The following is a 20,878-nucleotide window of genomic DNA, read 5'->3' as shown; positions in this document are numbered from 1 at the left end:
TTGTAGTCCTAACAAAGACCCTTTTTGCTTATAGCGAAAGGGGTCTTTATCTTTTTCATACGATTCACGTAAATTACACTATATATTCTGTTAAAAAATAATACAAAAAAAGGCATTCGCTAAAACGAATGCCGGGAACTTCATATTTAATACCCTTACCTTCGCACAGGGTGGTTTGATCTTAAAAAAAAACACCTCGTTAGAGGCGGGTAAGCTATGTTAAATCCGATTTCCTTTAGGCATCGTTTTCAGATTGCTATTCGAATTCTCAAGCAATGGTAGCATCCTAGTCGTGCTAACCATCTCAGAAGCACATATTGGACAAGTAGGTACGTTATCAAACGCAAAATTGTCCCGCATCCATCCTTTGCACGTATCACTCGTACATTCCCAGATTGCCGCATCAGCTTGTGGAATCTCTTCCAACGGTTTTTTGCGATTATACATGACTTCTACCCCCTTTGTTATGGAAAAACATCTAACCGACGTTATTTCACAGAAGCCTACACTTAGCGGAAGTTTCACGTCCCACCGAACTCCTGCCTCGACAACTAATGGGCCGACTTTTTATATAACTGATCAAAAAAAAGAAGCTGCCTTTACCATTATAACATGTTAAAGGCAGCTATGCTTTAATTACAGTTTTACAACTTCTTCTGCTTGAGGACCACGGTTTCCTTGTACAATTTTAAATTGCACGCGTTGACCTTCGTCCAGCGTTTTGAAGCCTTCGCCTGTAATAGCGCTGAAGTGTACGAATACATCTTCTCCGCCTTCAACTTCGATGAAACCGAAGCCTTTATCAGCGTTGAACCATTTTACTGTTCCGTTTTGCATGTGAATTACACCTCCAAATAAAGATTAACATGTTCCTTTGTTCTTTGCAGCAAGCAAATAAAAATTCACACATTGAAAAAGGTACCAGTCATAAACCTATAAGTGATCGCCCTTTACAATATATGAATTAGGTTTTCCACTCTCTACAACTTGTTTTTATTATAACTCCAATTCAGCCAAAAAGCAAATCTTTGTATTTTCTTTTCAAACAGCTTTGGAAATACATGTTATTAACTGGCACGGGGACAGGGTTTACACGCTTATGTGCCAGGCCGCTCGTGTGCGGTCTTATGAAAGGATATGCAGATCTCATCCAGCTTATACATTTTTTATATAATATTTTGACATGCATATCCAACACAACCAAAGAATCATTTTGTTACAGTTTAACACACTATGTCCATGCCCACATAAATGCATCCCGATCCCAGGCGATCTGCCCACGATGAAGCTTCCGGAAAGCCTTCTTCACTTCCTTGGACAACGACGTATTGCCGTTCTCGTTCACAAAAACAAACTCTTCGCCAAAATGGGTCTTCACATATTCTATGGCAGCTTCCTGATGAAGTGTTCCTGTGAATTTAATCTCCTGAACCATCCATTCCGCTACGCCCTGTGCTGTCTTTTCCACAATCTCACCTACTGTCTGTACTAATGTACGAATAGACAGAATTCGCATTATGAACATACCTGTCTTCCCCGCCAGACTGAAGTATACCATGATCCAACTGCTGACGGGAAACTATATGATACCTTTCAGGTGAGACCCTTAATGAACAACCGTATTAGCCTGCTCATTCCCTTTGGAAGGAATAGATGAATTCTCTCGATGGCTCCAGACTAACCATGCACAGTATGCAATCAGTACTGCCAGTATGAAAAGATCATAGGGAAGTGTTCCTGGGTCCTCCAGGTCATTCCCGAGGAATTGAATCAGATTATGTATGAAATGAAACAAAATGAGCGGTAAGATATTTCCGTTCTTCAGCATTAATAACGCCAGTGCAGCTCCCCAAATCCTTTCAGGGCAAGTGTACCCAGTACAAGGAGTAGTGGAATATAATACTTTGCGTGGCCAGCCGGGATACTTCGCAAGGACCGAAATCCAGTCTCTCCCCACTTGCGTCTTAACGTCAGATAGATCATCAGAACAATTGCAATGGGTGTAAAGGAGATGAATACAGGGGAAGTGTAGTCCAGTTGTTCTATCGTCGCAATGGCCCAGCAGCAAATACGGCTAACAAGAGAAGCAGCTCAATAATCACGACGGTGAGCATAGGTTTGCGCTCGGAAAAGGAATGTTTTGGCTTGGATTGCGGATGAATCATACATTTGCCTACCTCGTTTCATTTACTTTTTTCGTTGTCATATGAATTTATATGCCGATATAGTTGTATCACATCGCCAATATATTGAATATCCCTATTATGGATAAAACTATAAAAGTAACAAAAAAGAGACTTATCCTGACTGCTTTTCCCCTAAAATCAGGTATGGCTTATACCTTTATCTGTCCATTATAGTATTACAAGAGTCCAATGCTGCAGGGGTGCGGCGACTCTCCAACGTCATATATCTATGAAGTACCAAAACGATAGTTTCACACTGCATAATGAAATCAGGGGGATACTATGAAAGCATTCTTTCAGCGCTGGGGGCATTTACTCGCTATTCTGTGCATACCGCTCCAAGGCTCCATTTACGTATTTCTAGGCAGCAACACCGGAAGTGAAGTATTCTACAATTATGCCTGGATTGATACACAGATTCCTTTTCTCAAAGAATTTATTTATCCGTACATTAGCTGGATGCCCATTCTGTATCTTGGATTTCTCTATTTGGGTCTGACGAACAAGTCGCTATTCTGGCGTACGTTGATTACCTATAATGTTGGTGTTATGGCTGCCAATGTCTGTTTTGCGGTGTTCCCTACCCATGTGCCACGCCCGGAGGTCGGCGGAACTGATCTGAGTAGCGTGTTAGTACAGTTTATCTATTCGAATGACGCTCCATTTAATTGTTTCCCAAGTGTTCACGTTCTGACCAGCTACTTGCTATTTATTATCATCAACAGACACTTGAACTTTAAGCCTTTGGCACGGATCTCCTGGTCGGTATGGTTGTGGTTGATTATTGCTTCGACGGTGTTTGTTAAACAGCATTCCTTGCTCGATATAGCCGGAGGGATTTTGTTTGCAGAGGCCGCGTATTGGACTGTACATGTCTTTGCTCTTCGTCTTGGGCAGGCACGAAAAAAAGGCAAGCAGCCACTCACAGCTTCTAATCCAAGCAGTCATGTATAGTGCGATTTATTTATGTATGTAACAGGAGGGAAATGACCCTGCCATACAGCAAAAGAGGGCATAGGCCCTCTTTTTTTGTACTCATTTAATTAAACCTACTTATATAGAAGAACTTTATTTGGGTTGGACTACGCGTTTCATACTATAGGTGGCCGTTCATGAAGAAGGTCAGACGGTGGACTTCCGGTTATACGTTTGAATATGCGGTAAAAATAAGACAGATCCCGGTAGCCGAGAAATTCGGCAATTTCCTGGATGGAGAGTTGTGACTCGGTGAGCAAATATATGGCTCGTTTCATCCGTTGATCATGGACATATTGACTGATGGTCTGATTTGTCATGCTTTTGAATAAGGCAGCAGCATAATTGGGAGTCTTATTGATCTCGTCCCCGAGTTCTTCCTTCGTCACTTTCTCCCGATAATGCCGCTCAATATATCGCTTCATCCGTTCAACATGATTATGCCTCTCCGGCGGGATAACTCCACGATCAAGCTCCCTGTTCATATAAATCAACACTTCCATCAATAAGGCTTGGCTCATCATGACATAATAAGACGGACGCTCCTGCCACTGCTGATGGATAGCGCTCATGCGTTGATGAATCAGTTCGTAACATCCCGGTTTATGCCGCAAAGCCTCATACCGCTCCAATGCAGGTAAACCTTCCGTATGGTCACGCTGCAGTTGAATCACAATCTGTGTGTGCGTTACCGTAGGAATACTCTTGCCATAATACGGGACACCACCTGGAATGAGTAGCAATTCACCCTTTTCCATGATCTGTTTATCACCGTTCACCCAATATACACATTTCCCATATGTAACCAAGCTAAGTCGCCAAGTCTCTTGAGTTTGCACAGCTTCTTCGTACCAACCAACACCATTAATGTGTCGTACTTCAAGTGGAGTAACCATAACACACCTCATTACTGGACTATACTCTAATCATTGTACTATAGTTCATACCCTGTTTCGACAGAAAACGCTACAATACACATATAAGCATAAATATGAGGAGGAAATTAGCATGTTAAAAACGAAAATTATTTGTACCATGGGACCTGCTTGTGACTCAATCGAATTGTTGAAAGTAATGATTCAGGAAGGTATGACCGTTGCCCGTCTGAACATGGCTCATGGCGAACTGGAAGATCACGTTACACGGATTAACAATATCCGTAAAGCGGCTTCCGAACTGAACACCTATGTACCGATCATGATGGACATCAAAGGGCCGGAAGTACGTATTGGCAAACTGAAAGAAGCATCCTGCCACCTGCAAGCTGGCAAAGAACTGATCCTGACAACTGAAGAAATTCTTGGTGACGCTGAGCGTATCTCAGTTAACTATCCGGAACTGAACCTCGTTGTAAAACCTGGCGATCGTATCCTCATTGATGATGGCCTTGTGGATCTAACTGTACTGTCCGTGGAGGGTTCCGATATCCATTGTAAAATTATCAGTGGCGGCATTCTGAAACCTCGCAAAGGGGTTAACTTGCCAGGAATCAAAACGACACTGCCAGGTGTAACCGAGCGTGACGTTATGCACATCGGATTCGGCATCGAAAACGATATCGAAATTATTGCAGCATCCTTTGTTCGTAAAGGCGATGACATCCGTGAAATCCGCAGCATTCTGAAAGAGCGCGGTGTAGAACACGTACAGATCATCTCCAAAATTGAAAACCAGGAAGGTATGACGAACCTGGATGATATTATCGAAGCATCTGACGGTATCATGGTAGCTCGTGGAGATCTCGGGGTTGAAGTGCCGATCGAAGACGTGCCGATGATGCAAAAAGAAATGATCGATAAATGTAACCGCGCTGGTAAACCGGTTATCGTAGCTACACACATGCTGGAGTCCATGCAAGTGAACCCACGCCCTACTCGTTCCGAAGTTAGTGACGTGGCGAATGCTGTACTTCAAGGTGCAGACGTTGTGATGTTGTCCGGTGAATCAGCTGCTGGTAAATATCCGGTACAATCCGTCCGCACGATGGCTGCTGTTGCTCGCCGTGCTGAAACCATGATCGATTACAAAGAACAATTCGCACAAAAATCGGCTCAACAGATCGCTGATATTACTGAAGTTATCAGTCAGGGCGCTGTAAGTTCTTCCCTCGTACTGAATGCAAAAGCAATCATCACTTCGACTGAGAGTGGATTCACCGCGCGTATGATCTCCAAGTATCGTCCAAAAGCACCGATCATCGCAGTTACACAACATGAAGAAGTATTGGCGAAAATCTGCCTGCTTTCCGGTGTCATTCCGGTTATGGGCGACAAAGTAACCACAACGGATGAAATGTTCGAGTCTGCTACACGTAACGCAATCAAAACAGGTTACATCGAAAAAGGTGACATTATTGTATTGTCCGCTGGTGTTCCAATCGGTCAATCCGGTAATACAAACCTGATTAAAGTTCAACAAGTATAATTGAGCAGATGAACATGTAACTATAAATAGAATTACAAAAAACCACCGGGAGCAGAAATGCCTCCCGGTGGTTTTTGTTGATGATGTGTGTCAATGATCGTGATGTTACAACGACCGGCCTCGAGATTATAGATTCCGCGAGTAATTAACCAGATCCTGTGACATGGTGTTGATCTCATCCATTGAAGCATTTACCTGCTGTGTCAGGGCAGCCTGATTTTGCGTTAACGTGGACATATTACCGATATGCTCAAGAATCTGATCAATCAGTGTTTTCATCTTCTGCATGCTGTCTTCAATATTTACTGTGGCCTCTGAGCTATGATCAGCCAGTTTCCGCACTTCACCCGCAACGACGCCAAATCCCAGTCCCAGCTCCCCCGCTCGTGCAGCTTCAATTGCTGCATTCAACCCGAGCAGATTGGTCTGACTGGCAATCTCTCGAATAAACACCGTTATATTCTTCGTATCATCTGCACTGCTTTTCACTTGAATGGCTGCATCGGCAGATAACTCCTGTGCAGTCACCAAATCCTGTGCCTGATCGGTGATCGAATTGATTCCACGTACCATCTCACCAATGGACTCCGACAATTGTTTGGTTTTCATATTCATCGCTTCTACGATCTGTTCCTTGTTCTTCTCATGGGTAACATCTCGAATGGTTCCAGCTACACGGAGCGGTACTCCATCATGATCCCGAATGGTCTCCCCGCCGGCATGATACCACCGATACTCTCCGTCTTTGCGTTGCAAACGATAATCCAGATCGTACGGCGTACGGCCACTATAATCATTCATATGTCTGGCGAACTCGTTAATCGTGCGATCATGGTCTTCTGGATGAAGACGGCTACTCCAGCTGCTGAACACATTCGGGAAATCCTGCTCATCTTTAAATCCTAATTCTCGGCGGAACTGGGGTGACCACCAAAATTCATTATTCGGATTAACCACATCTCCAGCTACAACGGTCATATCCCATGGGGCCTCGACCAAGGCGCGGTTAACAAGATCATATCGGGTAACGAGCGCTTCCAGCTCATCGGATTTGCTCTTCTCCTCATGAATGTCAAACATGATACCCAGAAGTTTAACCGGAACTCCAGCCTGATTTCGGATGACTTGTCCAAGGCATCGGAACCAGCGAATCTCTCCACTTTTTGTAATCATACGGCTGATGACGTTATAGGCAGTTGTTGCTCTTGTGTCATTCACATGTTTCATAATCTCCTGCACCAGTTGGGGTCTGTCATCCGGATATATCGATTTGGCCCAGCTTGCAAATGAATCGGGATAATCCTTGGCATTATGGAAGCCTAACATTTGGCGGAATTCATTCGAAAATGAAACGATATTATTGTTATCCAGTGGATCACCAGCAACAATTTCAGATTCCCATAATCCCACATTCATTGCCTGATTCAGCATTCTAAGACGCATTTCCACGGCTTCGTTTTGTGTTTTCATCATATGTACTGCTTTTTTGATATTACTAGCTATTTCATCGGTATCCTGAAACTCAATGCCATCTTCGATACATGCGTCATAGTCGCCCTTTTCTGCGTTTGCTACCAGTTTACGACTATACTCCAGTAAATTCTGATGCGCATCTATACGAAGGTGTTTGGTCGATTCAGTACGTTTACGAAACATGCTCATTTCTCCTCTTAGCTCATATGATATATATTTCGACATTATCAGACATTAAATGTAGAGCAATGGTCTTAATTTTGCATAAAAACAAGAACCAGCGCTGAATCAGCACTGGTTCTTATATTAAATGCCTTTATTTTTTTGAAAATAAATCTTAAATGACTGCCTCTTACCAGCTACCAGCCAAAATTCAGTGTTTTCCCCGTCTCCACCCAAGTTTTGATGCTGCTTATAATCATCCACCAGCTGCTCTGTGCATTCGCAATGGAAGGATGATTATCTGTAAATTGATCATTAATCAGCGTCAGCTTCGTACACTCCCCCACAGTTTCCAACTGGAAGACCACTCTGGATTGCAGCTCGGCATGATTGGCATGGTATGACGGTCCGGGATGCTCCTGATAACTAAGTCTGGACAACGGTTCAAATTCCAATATATCTCCATACACATGGACAGTCTCTGCACCATCATTACCTGGCCCTACATAAGCAAATGGCTGGCCTGGTTGGAAATTGGTGCGAAGTTCGCTGCCGAAAAAACTATTCCGTGTGCCGTCTGGTGATATTAGAGCATTCCACACATCTTCCAGTCCTGCGTTGATATAGAATTCATATTTCAGTTCCATGGACTCACTCCCTTTATGTAATGGATAGCGATCTGCCAACCTCGCACTCCTATCCTATCGTTATACCCCAAAGGCCGTATTGTAAAAACGCGACATCAGGTAAAATATAAGCCCTTTATGTTTTCAGGAGTGTTCTACCCCAATCCAAATGAATTACGCCCATATAGTGCTTTCCCAGAAGATCAGATATACTAAACTGGAATGAAATAACAGGAGTTGTTCAAGTTGATAAGACACAAGCAGAAAGGAAATAAGACATGAGCCAGTCAACCCATATCATGGGCATCCCTTTTCCCAATGTAACGATGAATCAAACTGTTGCAATTCTTGGTGAAGTCGTAGATCAGGAAAGTAATGAACTATTCCATGTCATCACAGGCAATCCCGAGATTGTTATGAACTGTCAAAAGAATGCCTCTCTTCGCAAAGTCGTCGATCAAGCGGGGTTGGTCACAGCTGACGGTGCTGGCATTGTGATGGTATCCCGTTTTCGGGGCGGACAATTGACTGAACGGGTAACCGGTTGTGATCTGCTATTTCGTTTATTGGAGGAAGGCGATCAAAAACACTGGTCTTTCTACCTGCTGGGAGCAGAGGAAAGCGTCAGTAAACAGGCAGTAAAAATCATTGCACAGCGTTACCCAGGAGTTATCGTAAAAGGCAGACACCATGGTTATTTCCAGGCAGATGAGGAGCAACAGATTGTGGAAGAGATTCGTACTGCTCAACCAGACTTTCTTATTGTAGCTCTTGGCGCGCCCCATGCGGAACACTGGATTAACAAATATCGCCATCGATTGAACGCTCGTGTAGCCATAGGTGTAGGAGGCAGTCTCGATATCGTGGCTGGAAAAACCAAACGTGCCCCTGCGATATGGCAGAAGCTTAATCTGGAATGGCTCTATCGCCTCCTCAGTCAACCTTCGAGATGGCGCAGGCAACTCATTTTACCCCGTTTTGCTGTGCGGGCATTGTTGTTCAGAGAACCTAAATAATGTGTGATGAGCAGGAGGAATGATTCGGATGAAACAGGTAGAACAAGGAGACAGACCAAGTATGGGCCTGCTGAATCTGAATGAAGGTGATCATAAGTATCAACTGACACGCCATGCTCCTTCCGAAGCACTTCGCCCTTTTGTTAAACATTACTGGATCGTATCGTGGGATCTGACTGGACTTGAACCGTATCCCCAACATGTCGTGCCTAACCCCTGTGTCAATCTGATTGTGGAACGGAATAATACGTTTTTCTTCGGACCATCGGGACGTAAATTCTCCTATCTTGTGAGCGGGAAAGGTCGTGTATTGGGCGTGAAGTTCAAACCAGGAGGTTTTTATCCCTTCCTGCGGGTTCCTGTCTCTTCATTGTACGGACAGCCGATGAATGTATCCAATATTCTTGACGTCACAGGGGAATCCTTGGAAGACCGGCTTCTTGGGGCGGGGGATGATGCGGATAAAACCAGTTACATCGACCAGCTATTATGTGCACACCTTCCTGCTGAAGATGCTCAAGCGGTAATGGTTAACGATATTGTGCAACACATTGAACAGAACCGGGAGATGCTGAGAGTGGATGATCTATCTTCCTATTGGAATATGCATACCCGAAAGCTTCAGCGCCTGTTCAATCAGTATGTGGGCATCGGACCCAAAACGGTAATTAAGTTGTATCGTCTGCAAAATGCTGCAGAAATGATGGACCGCGGTCTTCAATGTGACCTGATTAAGCTATCTCAGGACCTTGGATATCATGATCAATCCCATTTCATCCGAGATTTCAAGTCTATTATTGGCAGTACACCAGAGGAGTACTTACACTTCCGAATAGTAAGCGCCGAGGGCTGATCAATTATAAACCTGTCCTGAAAATCAGGACAGGCGAATGACTTCTATGGTATCCCCCGTATGGATGACACCTTCCCGTTCGACCGAGCAGACGATTCCCCGCTTTTTGCGAGCCGCAGGCACGAATTTTTTACGCAAACCGTCCTGTTCGTAGAATTGTTCAATCATTTTCCCCGGATGCACACAGGGAAGGTTCTCCCCTTCGCATATTAACCCTGTACCGTTCGGAAATAAAAGCCGCGTTCCAGCAGGCAGTTCCGTCAAATGATCAATGCCACGGACAAGTATATTGGCACCAAGCCACTCTGGACGCACTTCAGGAATGTTCATTTTCTCAGCAATAAGAGCACATTCTTCCTCAGACACAATACTGATCTGGCGACGATTCGCAATCGGTGTGCCACGCTTGTAGATTTTCTGACGTGAGTCCGCCGGACGAAGCAGACCATAATGACGGTCACCCGGAATTCCTGCAAGCTCAATGTCGATAAAAGGTACAACTCGGGTCACAAATGTGGATGGATCATCAGCCAACAAAACGAATTGAACCGTTCCCATAGTAATCTCCTCCCTTTCCTGAGCATTATCACTTCTCTATTGTTCATTATTACCCAATGAATGGATTGTCGACAATCGGCGTATGCTTACCTTTGTACGTTTTTTTTATTTTTAACATTATAACTCACTTGGAAAATGATAAATATTTTATACAACACACAATTAAATTGTTACAAATTAATTTTACTCTTTCCGTTCTCGTTGCAAACATTTATACTAGGATGGACAAGTAAATAAATTACATATCAGAAAGTAAGGTGTTTCTTTTGATTAGTATCATTTTTGTAGCTCTTGTAGCTGTCGAACACATCTATATCATGGTGATGGAGATGTTCATGTGGACTCGTCCACGCACAATGAAAACCTTTAATCTCACGCCGGAATTCGCCAAATCCACCAAATCCCTCGCGGCCAACCAAGGCCTTTACAATGGATTTCTCGCCGCAGGTCTGATCTGGGGTCTCGTGTATCCGGATGCTGCCGTTGGACAGCATATTCAGATTTTCTTCCTGGCTTGTGTGATTATCGCGGCCCTCTATGGAGGAGTAACTGCTTCACGGTCAATCATTATCAAACAAGGATTGCCTGCGATCATAGCATTGTTGCTGGTCTTGTTCCTGTAATTTCCTGTCGATAGGTGCATTGCTGCGATTCATCTTAACTCCTTTATGGTAAGGTAGTGAATAGATAGCAGTGTACAATGACCAGAATCAATCTGGGATCGGAAGGAGAACATGTTATGGGATTGTTCGACAAGCTTCGACGGCGTAAAAAGGAGAAGGTACCCACAGGCGGCACTGTAGAATCGACGAATTACAGTGAAACCATCGTGGGTTTTGTCCTGCTGGAGCGTGACGATTGTGATTTTGACCTCTTCATTAGGAACATGAAAAACGAGTGGGATATCAAGATTGAGGAACGCCCGGAGGAGGGCAATCTCTTTTTTGAGGTAAATGGAATGCAGGTGGTATGTGCTCACATTGCCGCGCCTGTACCCGACCGTGAAGTTGAGGAGAATGCCAAACTAAACATCCTTTGGCGAGAAGCAGAACAAGTCACCTCACGGCACCAGTCTCAGATTATCGTATCCGTTCTGAACGCAACAAATGCAATTGAGGGACATGTTCTGTTCACTCAGACTGCGAGTGCGTTATTACAGTTGGACCACGCACTTGCAATATATATGGCCCCGCTTGTTGTTGAAGCCAGTCAATATGTAGAAACCAGCCGCGGAATCAAGCATGATGAGTTGCCCGTCTCACTCTGGATTTTCATCGGATTATTCCAAAGTGCCGAAGGCGCTTCAGCTTATACTTACGGACTACGTAACTTCGGAAAAGAAGAGATGGAGATTATACAATCGTCGGAGTCCTTAAGCGATGTATTTGAGATGATGTTCATGACCACAACTTATGTGGTTGAAAACGACGTCACACTGCATGACGGGGAAACACTCGGTTTCTCGGCAGAACAAAAGCTGAGCATTTCCCTTTCCAAAGGTGTAGCGACGGAAGGTAACAGTTTGAAGATTGGATTCTAAATTTACGTATTCATCTTATATTATCATATTGCAGCTATTTTATTATCGAGGAGCTGCCTACATGTCTGTTAGACGTTTGGATTCAACTAAACCTATTATTGAAATTGTCTGGGAAGGTATTGTTTCTCCTGAACATGTCGAACAAGCGAATACAGAAATCCAGAGAATAGCGGAACAATTGGGAAGTTCTTTTGATGTGCTAGTAGATATGCGGAACATGAAGGCTTTCCCTCAGGATACAAAAGAAAAAATTGTAGCGCATCAGAAATTACTGCTAGAGTGGGGTATGAAGCGGGCTAGTGTAGCCGTAGGTGGTGCGATCGCCAAAATGCAATTGAATCGGATTTCCAAGGAATCGGCGCACCAGACGGAATTCCAATGGGAAACGTATGACGAGGCTTTGGCATTTTTGTTGAAATAAATTGAGGTATTACAATGTGATTTCAAAGAGAGAGAACATGTATGTGCTACACGTAGTAAAGAAAGAGGCGTTTCCCATGAGGAAGCGCCTTTTTTATGCAGTAATACTTTGCTTACCCTTGTTTTCTTACTTTGCAGAAGGATCGCTTATCATTTAAGATTCCGAAGCACTCACTCGTACCATCGTTACCGATGTACCACAGAGGCCTTTCTCCACAAATCCTAACCGCCTATATAAGCGAATCGCTTGGTTATCCGGATCAACACTGAGGGAGACTGCTTCAATTCCCCGCCGTTCAACTTCATCCAGTGCAATATGAAGCAGTAAGGTACCTACTCCTTTTCCGCGTGCATCTTCAATTACAGCCATCCCCATCTCTGGCGTAGCTGCATTCACATAACCATATCCCGCATTCTGATCCGTATAGAATCGTAATGTTATTGAACCTAATCTCTTGCCATACTGGTCTACCGCAACATACCCGAAATCCCCTTCTCTTCCCCAGTCTTCAACGTATTTGGATAGCTCAGGAGAATGTATACTTTCGATTGGGAGAGGTTCATCACTTTCTCGTGTATGCAGGGATGCATATAACATCTCCCATAGAAAGGGGATATCCTGTTCCTCAATCGGACGTACATGATAGTTGGTCTTGGTCATGTTTGCTCCTCCTTCAACTTTTCAAATAGGCGTTCCATCTCATTCAGATTAAACTCATTAGTAATCTCGTAATCCTCAAGTTTATCTCTCGTTTTTGCCTCGCTGTAGATTGAGATGGACTTTTCATTATAAAACGTCAGTCCGAATCCATCGGTAAAGCGACCTTCTTTATTAATGGTAAGTCGCCATTCATAGTAATATGGACTCCTTTCGGAAACGTCGAATTCCCGTACTCTTTTAAGTTCAACATCCTTTAATAGCTTCAGCATGTCTCTAATCTCTTTAGAATCTTTAATCATCACTTCATCATCTTCATTATACGGATCTGCACTTGAAATTTTCCTAATCGTCAGTCGATCCAATCTATCCAACATGCTCATATGATCTGTAACCTCTGCTCGAAACGTCGTATATTGGCTGGGGATATACATAGTATATTGACCAGAGGTATACATACGCACTGCAATAGCTACAACAACAATAATCGTGACGATAGCCATAATGATTTTAATTCTTTTAATCATACCGCTCTCCTCATACACCACAAAACATATATAAAATGGTAATTAATGATACTTCCCAGTATATCATCTCAATCTTTCTGTTCCAATGTCGTTTCTTATTCCTTACCATCTATTTCGATAACGTTTTTGTCTAAACTATAGTTACTCATAATGCTTGAACGGAAAAGAAAAAGTGTACATAAGCAGCTATAAAAGAACTGCAATACATAATTACGCTTTCAATGTTGGTGGACAAAATATAAATCCATACTCGCTAACTAACTTGTTTAATTTTCTAAAATTTGAACTAAAAATGACGATATACTTCATAAGCTCCATTTATTCTTACACATCCATGACATCCCGAGGCTATTCTCGGGCAGTTTCAACAAGTGAGCATGATCAACAAATCAGCTTGGAACAACATGCTCGCCACGCAAGATAATATGTGATTTGAAGAAGTATAGGTGTGTAATGGTAAAACGCTAGGGGGAATTGGAATGAAGCTCAAACCAAAATTAATGATCATGTTTCTTGCCGCTGTGTTGATCACCGCATTGCCACTGGCTTCACTTGGCTTGTTTCAAACCGAAAAGCAAGCCACTCGTAATGTTGACTCCAAACTGAATGGCTTAATGTCCTCTTCCGCAAATCAGTTGGATGGCTGGATCAGCAGTAATGCCAAAGTGATTGAAACGTTAGGTTTTGTCATCCAGGAGGGCGTGCCCGAGGGAGAACTCACAGAAGAATACTTTAACATTATGAAGCTGGGCAGTAATAAAGAGAGCTTGTCGGATCTATATTACGGTTCAGAACAAAAAGGTAGCTTCATGAATGGTTCAGATTGGACCCCCGATTCAGATTATGATCCAAGACAGCGTCCTTGGTATCAGAAAGCGAAGCAGGCCAATCAGTTAACATTCTCTGATCCCTATCTGGATATGATGTCGGAGCAATATGCGGTGTCGATTGCCATGCCGGTCCAAAATAAAGAAGGCGCATTGCAAGGGGTTGTCGCAGGCGACTTGTTGCTCTCTACACTTACCGATACCGTGGCAAAAATAAATCTGGATGGATTGGGCTACACCTTTTTAATCGATAAAAACGGACTGCTTCTGGCTCACCCTGACGATAAACTGGTGAACACCTCCGCCAAGGATAACACAGAGTTAAACCCGCTGCTGGAAGATATGCAGACGAATCCGTCAGGTCAGAAGCCATTCCAATATAACGATGAGAATTATCTGTTGTTCTATCATCAGATTCCAAGCACCGGCTGGGTTGTAGGCTCCATCATCTCCGAGAAGCTGGCCTACGCTGAGTATTATGAATTGCGCAATAACTACATTCTCATTATCGGCATTACGTTATTGGTTGTACTGGCAGGTGCCTATTGGATCGCAACACTCTTCATCAAGCCACTGAGAAGTCTGCATGGAACGTCCCGCCAGATGTCGAGTGGTGATTTTACAGGACGGGTGCAGATCAAAGGCAAAGATGAGTTCGCTGAACTTGGCATGGCATTCAATCAGATGTCCGATCAGCTTAGCTCGCTGTTCAGGCAAGTAACGGCTTCTGCCGATCGCGTACAAAGTATCTCGGGTGAGATGCAGGAGCATACAGATAACACCAAACGCATCGCAGAGCAGATCTCCATTGCCACTGATGAACTCGCTCAAGGTTCCAGTACACAGGCTGAATCCGTGTATGATGGCTCAAGCCGTCTGTCGGAGATGAGTGATAGTGTCGGCGGCATTAATCGCAGTGTCGAGCAGTCCGTAACGATGATGCGTGAGGCAGGAGAAGCCATGCTGGCTGGACTACAGGCGGTAGATTACCAAGTGGAACTTTCGGATGGCAACCGCCAATCGATTGACCGTGTAGGTGAATCCATCACCCTACTGGCAGACAAATCACAGAAGATTGAAGGCATCGTCAGCATGATTCAAGCTATTGCCTCCCAGACCAACCTGCTGGCCCTGAACGCTTCCATTGAAGCAGCCCGAGCGGGTGAACATGGACGTGGATTCGCAGTGGTTGCCGAGGAAGTGCGCAAACTGGCTGAACAATCCGCAGGCTCTGCTCAGGATATTATCGTATTGCTAAATGAAATTCAGTCAGCTAGCCGCCAAAGTGTGAGCGAGGTCGATTCTGCTGAACATGGTATTGAGCAACAGGTCGCTGCCGTACATGAGATGCGCAACTCGTTTATGCGAATCAAGCAATCCATTGAAGGCATCGACAACCAGCTTCAACAAGTATCATCCGCAACAACTGAACTGGATAACAGCTCTGGCAAGATTGCTGAAGTGATCTCCAGTGTAGCGGCCATGTCGGAACAGAGCGCCGCTTCCACAGAAGAGGTTGCTTCCTCTACGCAGGAACAGTTCAATTACATTACGAGTATCTCGGAACGCTCCAATGAACTGGCTCAACAAGCCAATACGCTCGCCGAGGAAGTGAAGAAGTTCAAGATTTAAATCAACAAGCCGCGTTCTCCCATTGGGGGAACGCGGCTTGTTTGTTATGTTGATATGTTACTTATTCAGAATGAGAGATGAAACGGCACATCTATCTGGATACAAGACTATGACACACGTAAGCTTAGCCTCACGGCTGGTCAGAGTACCTGGAAGTGTCATTGTTTTCAGCCCGATACTCGGCCTGCTGATTCTCTGATGACCAGTTCGGGCTTCAGGACAATCTTCTGTGGCTCTCTTCGCTCTTCCTTCAACTCTTCAATCAACAGATCTACAGCGCGATGTCCCAGATCTTCAATCGGCTGGGCAACGGTCGTAAGCGGTGGACTGGTTACCGAAGCTAGAATGGTATTATCGAATCCGATAATCGACACATCCTCTGGCACGCGTAGACCCAGCTCTTTGGCTGCCTGAAGTGCACCGATGGCCTGAATGTCATTACAGCAGAACAAGCCTGTGGGATGATTGTTTTCACCGAGCAGCAGTAGCGCCTCTTTTTTGGCCGAGCTCAGGTCAGCCGCCGATTCTCTGATCTGATTCGGTTCCAGCGTATATCCCGCCTTATTCAATGTTTCGCGGAATCCACGCACACGTTCCTGACTACTGCTGACTTTGGACGGCTCCGACAGCACTGCTACACGAGTATGCCCAAGTTCAAGCAGATGCTGTGCTGCGAGCGTGCCGCCAAGCAAGTCGTCAATGGTGACTGTATGCACCGACAGTGAGGGCATATGGCGAGCAATCAAAGCGACAGGGATGGACTGCTGCAATAGAGGTGACAAAATCTCGGCATTATCGATCCCGGTTCCGATCATCATGCCATCGACCCTTTTTTGCTGGAGCAGATTCAGGTAACGCTCTACCCGCTCGTCCTTATTATCCGTACTGCAGATGACCACGCTGTAGCCCAATTGACGGCTTCGATCCTCCACCGCTCTGGCGAGTTCTGCAAAATACGGGTTCGAGATGTCCGGTACAAGCAGTCCCAATGTATACGTCTGCTTACCTGTAAGTGCGGCTGCGATCGCGCTGGGCTGATAGTGGAGGCGTTCCATGATCTCCATAATCTCGGCGCGCCGCTTCTCACTGATCTTGCCTTTGCCATTAATGACCTGCGAGACAGTTGCAATGGATACACCCGCCTCGCGTGCGATATCGTATATGGTTGCTTTCATTGTTTTTTCCCCATTTGTGCTATATATAAATTTCGTTATACATGAATCAATTTCATAATACCTTTAGCTGCTTCAATCAAGGCTAAATATAGAGCAAAATGGTTCAATTTGTCTATATTTAGTTACAAAAATCCATTTTTAGTGAATTATGAAATTGATTCGCATAGATAATTGTTCTCTTCTCATTATGCAGGGGGAAGTCTGCATACGCAACTTGAAGCGAGCAAAATGTGCGTAGCATGAACTGTTTTACTTTTTCATCAACCACTCATGGTCAGGGTCATTATGGAATTTCCAGGTCCGGGTTGGTCCAGCCATCACGTTCAGATAGTAGACCTCATACCCCGGAGGAGCACCTACCGGATGATATCCGTCCGGAACAAGCACCACTTCACCGTTCTTAACTGCGAGCGTCTCATCCACAGAGCGATCATCCGTGTATATGCGCTGAATGGCAAACCCCTGCTCAGGCTGCACACGGAAATAATACGTTTCTTCCAGCAAAGATTCATCCGGGAGTGCGTCCCGATCATGCTTGTGTGGCGGGTAACTGGACCAATGCCCATCTGGTGTGAATACCTCAACAACGAGCAGACTGTCCGCTTCCTTTTGTTCCGGCAAAATGTTGTGAATCTGGCGTTCCAGATTGCCATACCCTCGCGCCTCTACCCCTACATCTTCGGGTGCAATGAGACGAGCCGGGTACGTGCCTTTACCGGGTGCAACACATATAGCGATTTCCAGTTCGGTACGTGCTGTGATCTGTACTTGATCGGAAGTTGAGACGTAGACCGAATACGGCGGAATTTTCTCGAAAACACTCATTCTTTTTCCGATATTATCCCATGTGTGCTCCCGGGTACTTACATTGGCGAAACCACTAAGAAGCACCACACAGAGTTCCTGATCACCGCTCTCACGGGTTAACGTCTCCCCCTCCGCCAGCTTCGCTACCTGAAAGCCAACATATTCCCACCCCGCCGACTCCGGTGTTACGTTTATAAGTGTACCGTCTCCCTCCGGGTTAGGCACGGGTTTCACAATACGTTCTGACATCTTGCCATCCACTCCTTTCTGTAGTCGTCCACAACAACCTGATACTTATAAAAAAATAAAAACTTGGACTATTCATGCCCTCTATTAGAAAAAGTGACTTTAATCATCCACTATGGTGTTGCCGTTTGCGATTCCAGTGACATCCCAGGGACTTCACTCAGCTTCACAGGTCTTCCACGCTCCATGGACATTTTTGCTGCCAGTGCAATGCGTTCTGCCTGTACTGCATCGTGGCCATCTACGATAACTGGTTTATCATGGAGGATTGCATCGATAAAGAGGGCTGTCTCCTGTACATATGCTTCATTGTAGCGTTCCAGGAAAAAGTGTAACGGTTTGTCGCGCATGAGCCCGGCCGCTGTACTGATCTCAGCCGTATTCGGATGATCATTCGCCGCTGCGGCGCTGCCCATCGAACCAAATACTTCAACACGCTGGTCATACCCGTATACAGCTTGGCGGCTGTTATCAATAACACCAATCGCTCCATTGGCAAAAGTCATCGTTACAATCGCCGTATCCACATCGCCATGTTCTGCAAAGACCGGATTGATCAGCACGTTGCCTTGAGCGTATACTTCTTCCACTTCACTCCCGGACAGATACCGAGCCATGTCAAAGTCGTGGATCATCATGTCCATGAAGATCCCGCCAGACACCCGGATATATTCCGCAGGCGGTGGACTTGGGTCGCGAGACGTAATTTTGATAATATGCGGATCACCAATCGTACCATCCTGCACATGTGCCCGTATCCGTCTGAAGTTGTGATCGAAACGGCGGTTAAATCCAATTTGAAGCTTCACGCCAGCCTTCTGTACCGCTGCTACAGCTGCTTGGGTCTGCGCTAGATCCATGCTGACTGGCTTCTCGCAGAAGATGTGTTTACCTGCCTGGGCGGCCTGTTCGATCAGCGGCACATGTGTATCTGTTGAAGAACAGATCAGCACAGCATCTACATTAGGCATTGAGATCAACTGGCTGCTGTCTGTCGTTACAACAGGGATGCCGCGTCTGGAGGCCCAAGCCTCCAATTCAGGACCTGCAAACAAGTCACTGATTCCCACAATCTCGGCATGCGGGTTACGCAGGAGATTGTCTGCATGAATTTTGCCGATCCGTCCAGCACCGATGATGCCAATTCTCACTTTGTCCTTGCCCATTCCGTTATCCTCCCTATGTGCGTCCATATGGGCTGGGCGTTCCCCTTAGCCCGAGTTATGCTCTGGTTGTTACCAACGCGCCGTTACCATCTTCTTGCGAGTGTAGAATTCAACACCATCCGTGCCATTGGCATGCAGATCACCATAGAAGGACTTTTTCCAACCGGAAAACGGGAAAAATGCCATTGGTGCAGGTACGCCCAGGTTAATACCCAACATGCCCGCATCAATCGTCTCACGGAATTGACGCATACTCGCCCCGCTGCGGGTGAACAGACACGCCCCGTTAGCAAAGTCGGAACGGTTTGCAAGCTCAACGGCTTCCTCCAGCGTAGACACTCTTGCCACCGAGAGTACTGGAGCAAAGATCTCATCCTGCCAGATTTTCATGTTGCTCTGCACTTGGTCGAATACCGTTGGCCCCACAAAATAACCGGATTCACCTGTCGCCTGATCCTTACGTCCATCCCGGATCAAGGCCGCGCCCTCCTGCTCTCCGGCTTCAATGTAACTGAGTGTGCGCTCTTTATGTGGTCCACGGATGACGGGACCGAGGAACACGCCCTCATCCATACCGTTACCGATGGTAATGCGGTCTGCTGCTTCCACCAGCTTTTGTACCAGTTCGTCAGCCACATCACCCACAGCCACAACAACCGAACATGCCATGCAGCGTTCCCCTGCTGAGCCAAATGCTGCACTGGTAATCTCTTTCACGGTTAGATCCAGATCGGCGTCCGGCATAACGATGGAGTGGTTTTTGGCACCAGCCAGTGCCTGTACCCGTTTGCCATGCTTGGATGCAGTGGTGTAGACGTATTCAGCTACAGGTTGTGAGCCGACAAAGGAGATCGCTTGAACATCCTTATGTTCCAGCAGACCGTTCACGACATCATGCGCACCGTGAACGATGTTGAGCACGCCATCCGGAAGCCCCGCTTCCTTGAACAGCTCTGCCAGGCGGCCTGCCAGCAGTGGTGTACGCTCGGACGGCTTCAGGACAAAGGTGTTACCGCACGCAATAGCCAGCGGGAACATCCAGCACGGTACCATCATCGGGAAGTTGAACGGGGTAATTCCCCCAATTACGCCGATGGGGTACCGGTACATGCCCGACTCCAGTCCTGTCGCGATATCAGGCAGTTGTTTGCCCATCATTAGATTCGGGGCACCTGCCGCGAACTCGACGCATTCAATGCCACGCAATACCTCGCCATACGCTTCGGCGTAGCTTTTACCGTTCTCCAACGTTACCAGGCGGGCGAGCTCTTCCCAATGCTCCACTAGCAGCTGCTGGTAGCGGAACAGAATACGAGCACGGCGTGGAACCGGTGTGCTGCTCCATGACTTGAACGCTTCCCGTGCCGTCTGAACGGCCAGATCCACGTCCGCTTGTTCGGACAGTGGCACATGCGCAATAACCTCTTCTGTAGCCGGATTCACAACCGGCTCCGTACGAGTTGCCGCTGGGGTTACCCAGGCACCTCCGATCCAGTTTTGTACCATTGTCGCTGTTGCAGACGCTTCAGAAATCCCTTTTCCCATAGCCCTGTCTCCCTTCGCTTATATGTCGATCTCTTATGTTCAACTTATATCATTGGTGTTGA

23 protein-coding genes are annotated in these 20,878 nt (G+C 45.8%); 8 read left to right on the top strand and 15 right to left on the bottom strand.

The annotated features are described in order from the left end of the window. Window positions 1-219: 219 nt before the first annotated feature. The 5 genes from AC1S8V_RS01620 to AC1S8V_RS01600 form a co-directional block, all read right to left on the bottom strand. Window positions 220-447, bottom strand: a complete 228-nt coding sequence (locus tag AC1S8V_RS01620) for a cold-shock protein (RefSeq protein ID WP_017691121.1) — start codon at window positions 445-447, stop codon at window positions 220-222. Between the two features lie 189 nt (window positions 448-636). After that, on the bottom strand, window positions 637-837 hold the full coding sequence (locus AC1S8V_RS01615; RefSeq protein ID WP_024633772.1) for a cold-shock protein: 201 nt from the start codon (window positions 835-837) through the stop codon (window positions 637-639). A 394-nt stretch (window positions 838-1,231) separates the two neighbouring features. Then, the gene (locus AC1S8V_RS01610; RefSeq protein ID WP_036607962.1) at window positions 1,232-1,468 is read right to left on the bottom strand and encodes a DUF6953 family protein; all 237 of its coding nucleotides are present in this window, start codon (window positions 1,466-1,468) and stop codon (window positions 1,232-1,234) included. 138 nt (window positions 1,469-1,606) lie between these two features. After that, a complete protein-coding gene (locus AC1S8V_RS01605; protein WP_482072167.1) occupies window positions 1,607-1,828 on the bottom strand; it encodes a hypothetical protein in 222 nt (73 codons plus the stop codon). Then, window positions 1,828-1,983 carry a hypothetical protein gene (locus AC1S8V_RS01600; RefSeq protein WP_482072166.1) on the bottom strand — a complete coding sequence of 52 codons (156 nt, stop codon included), beginning with the start codon at window positions 1,981-1,983 and terminating at the stop codon, window positions 1,828-1,830. The genes AC1S8V_RS01605 and AC1S8V_RS01600 overlap by 1 nt, the downstream gene beginning before the upstream one ends. Window positions 1,984-2,468: 485 nt before the next feature. Here AC1S8V_RS01600 and AC1S8V_RS01595 point away from each other — a divergent pair, with 485 nt between their 5' ends. After that, complete coding sequence (locus tag AC1S8V_RS01595) at window positions 2,469-3,140, top strand: phosphatase PAP2 family protein (protein WP_482072165.1); 672 nt, start codon at window positions 2,469-2,471, stop codon at window positions 3,138-3,140. A 137-nt stretch (window positions 3,141-3,277) separates the two neighbouring features. Here AC1S8V_RS01595 and AC1S8V_RS01590 read toward each other — a convergent pair whose 3' ends face one another. Continuing rightward, window positions 3,278-4,057: a helix-turn-helix transcriptional regulator gene (locus AC1S8V_RS01590; protein WP_482072164.1), complete on the bottom strand. Its 780-nt coding sequence runs from the start codon at window positions 4,055-4,057 to the stop codon at window positions 3,278-3,280. A 112-nt stretch (window positions 4,058-4,169) separates the two neighbouring features. On the opposite strand from AC1S8V_RS01590, the gene pyk reads away from it, so the two are divergent. Then, window positions 4,170-5,585, top strand: a complete 1,416-nt coding sequence (gene pyk, locus AC1S8V_RS01585) for a pyruvate kinase (protein WP_339239141.1) — start codon at window positions 4,170-4,172, stop codon at window positions 5,583-5,585. 126 nt (window positions 5,586-5,711) lie between these two features. Here pyk and AC1S8V_RS01580 read toward each other — a convergent pair whose 3' ends face one another. Continuing rightward, window positions 5,712-7,241 carry a methyl-accepting chemotaxis protein gene (locus AC1S8V_RS01580; protein ID WP_482072163.1) on the bottom strand — a complete coding sequence of 510 codons (1,530 nt, stop codon included), beginning with the start codon at window positions 7,239-7,241 and terminating at the stop codon, window positions 5,712-5,714. A 176-nt stretch (window positions 7,242-7,417) separates the two neighbouring features. Continuing rightward, entirely contained in the window at window positions 7,418-7,867 is a 450-nt protein-coding gene (locus AC1S8V_RS01575) for an SRPBCC family protein (RefSeq protein ID WP_482074360.1), read from the bottom strand. Window positions 7,868-8,124: 257 nt separating this feature from the next. Between AC1S8V_RS01575 and AC1S8V_RS01570 the strand changes: the two genes are divergently transcribed. Then, window positions 8,125-8,862 carry a WecB/TagA/CpsF family glycosyltransferase gene (locus tag AC1S8V_RS01570; protein WP_482072162.1) on the top strand — a complete coding sequence of 246 codons (738 nt, stop codon included), beginning with the start codon at window positions 8,125-8,127 and terminating at the stop codon, window positions 8,860-8,862. 28 nt (window positions 8,863-8,890) lie between these two features. Then, window positions 8,891-9,715, top strand: coding sequence for an AraC family transcriptional regulator (locus tag AC1S8V_RS01565; RefSeq protein ID WP_482072161.1), 825 nt, complete (start codon window positions 8,891-8,893; stop codon window positions 9,713-9,715). A gap of 24 nt (window positions 9,716-9,739) precedes the next feature. Here AC1S8V_RS01565 and AC1S8V_RS01560 read toward each other — a convergent pair whose 3' ends face one another. Continuing rightward, window positions 9,740-10,273 carry an MOSC domain-containing protein gene (locus tag AC1S8V_RS01560; RefSeq protein WP_482072160.1) on the bottom strand — a complete coding sequence of 178 codons (534 nt, stop codon included), beginning with the start codon at window positions 10,271-10,273 and terminating at the stop codon, window positions 9,740-9,742. A 257-nt stretch (window positions 10,274-10,530) separates the two neighbouring features. On the opposite strand from AC1S8V_RS01560, the gene AC1S8V_RS01555 reads away from it, so the two are divergent. The 3 genes from AC1S8V_RS01555 (at window position 10,531) to AC1S8V_RS01545 (ending at window position 12,234) form a co-directional block, all read left to right on the top strand. Beyond that, complete coding sequence (locus AC1S8V_RS01555) at window positions 10,531-10,896, top strand: DUF1304 domain-containing protein (RefSeq protein WP_482072159.1); 366 nt, start codon at window positions 10,531-10,533, stop codon at window positions 10,894-10,896. A 77-nt stretch (window positions 10,897-10,973) separates the two neighbouring features. Beyond that, window positions 10,974-11,813, top strand: coding sequence for a DUF4261 domain-containing protein (locus AC1S8V_RS01550; protein ID WP_482072158.1), 840 nt, complete (start codon window positions 10,974-10,976; stop codon window positions 11,811-11,813). Window positions 11,814-11,874: 61 nt separating this feature from the next. Then, window positions 11,875-12,234, top strand: coding sequence for a hypothetical protein (locus AC1S8V_RS01545; RefSeq protein ID WP_482072157.1), 360 nt, complete (start codon window positions 11,875-11,877; stop codon window positions 12,232-12,234). A gap of 153 nt (window positions 12,235-12,387) precedes the next feature. On the opposite strand, the gene AC1S8V_RS01540 is transcribed toward AC1S8V_RS01545, so the two are convergent. Next, window positions 12,388-12,894, bottom strand: coding sequence for an N-acetyltransferase family protein (locus AC1S8V_RS01540; protein WP_482072156.1), 507 nt, complete (start codon window positions 12,892-12,894; stop codon window positions 12,388-12,390). Beyond that, window positions 12,891-13,418, bottom strand: coding sequence for a hypothetical protein (locus AC1S8V_RS01535; RefSeq protein WP_482072155.1), 528 nt, complete (start codon window positions 13,416-13,418; stop codon window positions 12,891-12,893). The genes AC1S8V_RS01540 and AC1S8V_RS01535 overlap by 4 nt, the downstream gene beginning before the upstream one ends. A 479-nt stretch (window positions 13,419-13,897) precedes the next feature. On the opposite strand from AC1S8V_RS01535, the gene AC1S8V_RS01530 reads away from it, so the two are divergent. Continuing rightward, the gene (locus AC1S8V_RS01530; RefSeq protein ID WP_482072154.1) at window positions 13,898-15,877 is read left to right on the top strand and encodes a methyl-accepting chemotaxis protein; all 1,980 of its coding nucleotides are present in this window, start codon (window positions 13,898-13,900) and stop codon (window positions 15,875-15,877) included. A gap of 167 nt (window positions 15,878-16,044) precedes the next feature. On the opposite strand, the gene AC1S8V_RS01525 is transcribed toward AC1S8V_RS01530, so the two are convergent. From AC1S8V_RS01525 to AC1S8V_RS01510, 4 genes are all read right to left on the bottom strand, one after another. Continuing rightward, a complete protein-coding gene (locus AC1S8V_RS01525) occupies window positions 16,045-17,052 on the bottom strand; it encodes a LacI family DNA-binding transcriptional regulator (RefSeq protein ID WP_482072153.1) in 1,008 nt (335 codons plus the stop codon). A gap of 249 nt (window positions 17,053-17,301) precedes the next feature. Then, on the bottom strand, window positions 17,302-18,108 hold the full coding sequence (iolB, locus tag AC1S8V_RS01520; protein WP_482072152.1) for a 5-deoxy-glucuronate isomerase: 807 nt from the start codon (window positions 18,106-18,108) through the stop codon (window positions 17,302-17,304). Window positions 18,109-18,218: 110 nt separating this feature from the next. Next, window positions 18,219-19,271 (bottom strand): inositol 2-dehydrogenase, encoded by a 1,053-nt coding sequence (gene iolG / locus AC1S8V_RS01515; protein ID WP_482072151.1) that lies wholly within the window; start codon window positions 19,269-19,271, stop codon window positions 18,219-18,221. A gap of 69 nt (window positions 19,272-19,340) precedes the next feature. Next, on the bottom strand, window positions 19,341-20,816 hold the full coding sequence (locus tag AC1S8V_RS01510; protein ID WP_482072150.1) for a CoA-acylating methylmalonate-semialdehyde dehydrogenase: 1,476 nt from the start codon (window positions 20,814-20,816) through the stop codon (window positions 19,341-19,343). Window positions 20,817-20,878 lie beyond the last annotated feature (62 nt).

Source organism: Paenibacillus sp. B46(2026), from assembly GCF_056786355.1.
This window is presented reverse-complemented; position numbering and strand designations above follow the sequence as displayed.